We start from the raw sequence: 4,849 nt of genomic DNA, 5'->3' as shown, positions 1-4,849 counted from the left end.
CCCTGTGTCTGCGCCGGCCCCGGCCGCAACGCAAGGCATGCCCCGGGTGCAGGGTTTCACCCTGCAGCTCGATGCCCTGCAGCAGATAGCGACCGCCTCCGGCCTGCAATGGGTGAACTCGGACGCAGAAAAAATCGCAGCTGCACAAGCCGCGATTGCCGCCGAGCCCAAGCCCGTGCGCATCCCCCGCGAGCGTCCACCAGCCGTGGTGCTGGACGAAGGTCCGCTGGTGCTGGTCGAAACCCGTCGCGACCTCTCTGCCATGACCCTGCCGTTCGAGGCACAACCCAAGGCTTGATGACCCTGCGTTTGCCTGCGGCCACCGGCTTCAGGCACACCACCCCAAGAAAAAGGCGGCCAGGGCCGCCTTTTTTTCATGCCGCTGACCCGCCTTGTCAGAGGTCGGCACCTTTTCAAGGAATAGGCCGGGCCTACCGCCCCAGGGGCCCGGTGGGCGCATCACTGGGCGGCGCCCCTGCGTGGCCTCCGGCTTGGTGTTTTTCTGTCCCATCGCTGCCGGCGAGCAGAGGGGGAGCGACATGCGCCCCAGCCAGCCGTGGCCAGCGCCACCGACGCTTGCGACTCCACCGGCCACGCCTCTTTGTTGCACCAAAACGGCGACGGCGCTGCACGCGCTGTCCTGTCGCCAAGACAAGCCTTCTCGCCACATCTCGCGCCGCAGGCAACACAAGGCGAGGGGCACACGCCCGGCGCTGCCACGCGCCTGCCCACCGGCTGCCTCTTCTGGTCCTTCTTCCAGAAAACGACCGTTCCGCCTTCGGGCCATGTCGTGAGGGCGACAGCACAGGGTTTCTGGGTAGATCAGGCCTCCTCCGTTGTGTATACACTTTTTGTATGGATTGCTGCACACCAAAGCGTGCGGCCCCCTCGCGCGACACCCAAGGAGCCCCCGAATGCACCCCAACGTACACCCCGTGGACGAACACCTGCCCGCAGGCAGGCTGGCAGCCCTGGGCCTGCAGCATGTGCTGGTGATGTATGCGGGCGCTGTTGCAGTGCCCCTCATCGTCGGCCGGGCACTGAACCTCACGCCTGATCAGGTGGCCAAGCTCATCTCGGCCGATCTTTTCTGCTGCGGTCTGGCCACGCTCATCCAGGCGCTGGGCGCGACGCGCTGGTTCGGCATCCAGTTGCCGGTGATGATGGGCGTCACCTTCGCTGCCGTGGCCCCCATGATTTCCATGGCGCAGAGCACCTCCGGCACGGCGGGAGCGGGGCTGATCTTCGGAGCGGTGATCGGCGCGGGGGTGATCTCCATCCTGATCGCGCCCGTGGTCAGCCGCATGCTGCGGTACTTCCCCCCCGTGGTCACCGGCACCATCATCGCCGTGATCGGCATCAGCCTGATGCGCGTGGGCATCAACTGGATCTTTGGCAACCCCGTGGGCCCCACGGCACCCAACGTGGTCAACCCCGACCACATCAAGTGGCTTACCGAGGCGCAGTCGGCTGCGGGCGCACCGGGGTCTTCCCTGCCGCCGCTGCCCAAGGGCTTCGCGGTGGTGCCCACGGTGCCCAATCCCAAATACGCAGATCTAACGGGCGTGGGCATCTCGGGCCTGGTGCTGCTGTCCATCCTGCTGATCGCCAAGTTCGCCAGGGGCTTCATCGCCAACATCTCGGTGTTGCTGGGCATCGTCATTGGGGCCGTGGTGGCGGTAGCCATGGGCCTGATGTCGTTCGAGAAAGTGGCCAGGGCCCAGTGGTTCGACCTGGTGCTGCCCTTCGAGATCGCGACGCCGGTGTTCGACCCGATCCTCGTTCTGACCATGACGCTGGTGATGATCGTGGTGATGATCGAATCCACCGGCATGTTCCTCGCCCTGGGTGAAATGACCGAGCGCAAGGTGGACCAGGCGGCGCTGACACGCGGCCTGCGCACCGATGGCCTGGGCACGCTGCTGGGCGGCATCTTCAACACCTTTCCCTACACCAGCTTCTCGCAAAACGTGGGGCTGGTGGCCGTCACGGGCGTGAAAAGCCGCTTTGTCTGCGTGGCCGGTGGCGTGATCCTCATCGTGCTGGGCGTACTGCCCAAGATGGCGGCGCTGGTCGAGTCGCTGCCGACCATGGTGCTGGGCGGCGCCGGGCTGGTGATGTTCGGCATGGTGGCCGCCACGGGCATCCGCATCCTGGGCGGTGTGGATTTCAAGCACAACCGCTTCAACGCCATGATCGTGGCGGTGTCGATCGGCGTGGGCATGATCCCGCTGATTGCGCCCAATTTCCGCCAGTGGATGCCCCACGCCATCCACCCCCTCATCGAATCCGGTATCCTGCTGGCCTCGATCACGGCTGTGGCCCTGAACGTTTTCTTCAATGGCGCCAGCCGCGACACCTCCGCCGCTGTGAACGCCGCACGCCAGGCCGACGCCCACTAGCGTCCCGCCCGCCCGCTGCCAGAAAACGCGCCACGGCCTGCGTGGGCTGCTCCCCTTGCCGGCGTTGCCGCAGGGGGCTTTTGGCTTTATGCCAGATACGCATGAATCATGCATGCCAACCGCACGCGCCATCGGGTACCCTTGTTTTGCATTCCGCCGAGGACTTCCAGGATTTCCGTATGACCCAGAAACTTTCCGCCGCCGAAGAATCGCTGCGCGACGCTGCGCGCGATTACCACCGCAACATCACCCGGGGCAAGATTTCCGTCACGCCCACCAAGCCCTTGTCCAACCAGCGCGACCTGTCGCTGGCCTATTCGCCCGGCGTGGCCTACCCTTGCCTGGACATCCAGGCCGACCCCACCAAGGCCTTTGACTACACCTCGCGCGGCAACCTCGTGGGCGTGATCACCAACGGCACCGCCGTGCTGGGCCTGGGCGACATCGGCCCGCTGGCCGGCAAGCCGGTGATGGAGGGCAAGGGCTGCCTGTTCAAGAAGTTTGCCGGCGTGGACGTGTTCGACATCGAACTGGCCGAGCGCGATCCCGACAAGCTCATCGACATCATCGCCAGCCTGGAGCCCACGCTGGGCGGCATCAACCTCGAGGACATCAAGGCGCCCGAGTGCTTCTACATCGAGCGCGAGCTGTCCAAGCGCATGAACATCCCGGTGTTCCATGACGACCAGCACGGCACGGCCATCATCAGCAGCGCCGCGCTGCTCAACGGCCTGGAGCTGGTGGGCAAGCAGATCGACCAGGTCAAGATCGCCGTCTCGGGCGCAGGTGCCGCCGCCATTGCCTGCGTGGGTGTGATGGTGGGCCTGGGCGTGAAGGTCGAGAACATCTTCATGTGCGACTCCAAGGGCGTGATCTACGAAGGCCGCCCCGGCGGCTACGACGAGTCGAAGGCGCGCTACGCGCAGAAGACCGATGCACGCACGCTGGCCGATGCGGTCCACGGCGCCGACGTGTTCTTGGGCTGCTCGGCCCCTGGCGTGCTCACCGCCGAGATGGTCAAGACCATGGCGCCGAAGCCCATCATCCTGGCGCTGGCCAACCCCGAGCCCGAGATCCGCCCCGAACTGGCCAAGGCCGTGCGGCCCGACTGCATCATCGCCACGGGCCGCTCGGACTACCCGAACCAGGTCAACAACGTCCTGTGCTTCCCGTACATCTTCCGCGGCGCGCTCGACTGCGGCGCCACCAAGATCACCGAAGCCATGAAGCTGGCCTGCGTGCGCCAGATCGCCGACCTGGCCAAGGCCGATATCAGCGAGGAAGTGGCCAGCGCCTACGCGGGCAAAGAACTGACCTTCGGCCCCGACTACCTCATCCCCACCCCCTTCGATTCGCGCCTGATCCTCAAGATTGCGCCGGCCGTGGCCAAGGCAGCGGCCGAGTCGGGCGTGGCCACGCGGCCGATTGCCGACATGGAGGCCTACAAGGAAACGCTGTCGCGTTTCGTCTACCAGACCGGCATGCTCATGCGCCCCGTGATCAACGCGGCCAAGGCCCTGCCCGATGCGCAAAAGCGCGTGGCCTATGCCGACGGCGAAGACGAGCGGGCCCTGCGCGCCGCACAGATGGCAATTGACGACAAGATCGCACAGCCCATCCTGATCGGCCGCCCCGCCGTGATCGCCGCCCGCATCGCCAAGGCCGGCCTGCGCATGCAACTGGGCAAGGACGTGGAGGTGTGCAACCCCGAAGACGACCCGCGCTTCCGCCAGTATTGGGAGCGGTACCACCAGCTCATGAAGCGCGACGGCGCCACGCCCGAGGTGGCCAAGGCCGCCGTGCGCCGCTCCAACACCATCATCGCCTCGCTCATGGTGTCGCTGGGCGACGCCGACGCCATGATCTGCGGTCTGGTGGGCACCTATGAAACGCATCTGGACCGCATCCACAGCATCCTGGGCCGGCAGCCCGGCGTGAACGACTACGCCGCGCTCAACGCCCTGATGACCAACCGGGGCACGCTGTTCATCGCCGATACCTATGTGAACGAAGACCCCACGGCGCAGCAACTGGCCGACATCGCCTGGATGTCAGTGCAAGAGGTACAGCGCTTCGGCCTACCGGCCAAGGTGGCGTTCCTGTCGCACTCGAGCTACGGCTCGTCCAAGCGCGCATCGGCCAAGAAAATGCGCCTGGCGCGCGACCTGTTCGTGGCCGCCCACCCCGACATCGAATGCGACGGCGAACTGCACGGCGATGCCGCGCTGGAGCCCAACATCCGCAATGCGTACATGGCCGACTCCACGCTCACCGATTCGGCCAACCTGCTGATCTGCCCGAACATCGACGCGGCCAACATCCTCTACAACGTGCTCAAGACCACCACCAGCGGCGGAGTGACGGTCGGCCCCATCCTCATGGGCGTGGCCGCCACAGCCTACATCCTGACGCCCGCCGCCACCGTGCGCCGGGTGTTCAACATGACG

Annotated in this window: 3 protein-coding genes; all 3 read left to right on the top strand. The window is 66.0% G+C overall.

The annotated features are described in order from the left end of the window. The coding region (locus ACDELDRAFT_RS19195; protein ID WP_157764954.1) for a hypothetical protein at nt 1-298 on the top strand (298 nt) is incomplete at its 5' end. Between the two features lie 616 nt (nt 299-914). Next, a complete protein-coding gene (locus tag ACDELDRAFT_RS19190; RefSeq protein WP_005799689.1) occupies nt 915-2,402 on the top strand; it encodes a nucleobase:cation symporter-2 family protein in 1,488 nt (495 codons plus the stop codon). Nucleotides 2,403-2,581: 179 nt separating this feature from the next. Further along, nucleotides 2,582-4,849 (top strand): NADP-dependent malic enzyme (locus tag ACDELDRAFT_RS19185; protein ID WP_005799688.1); only part of this gene is annotated, 2,268 nt, incomplete at its 3' end.

Source organism: Acidovorax delafieldii 2AN (assembly GCF_000175235.1).
Taxonomy (GTDB): Bacteria; Pseudomonadota; Gammaproteobacteria; order Burkholderiales; family Burkholderiaceae_C; genus Acidovorax; species Acidovorax delafieldii_B.
The sequence above is the reverse complement of the archived record's forward strand: the minus strand, read 5'-3'. Positions and strand labels throughout refer to the sequence as shown.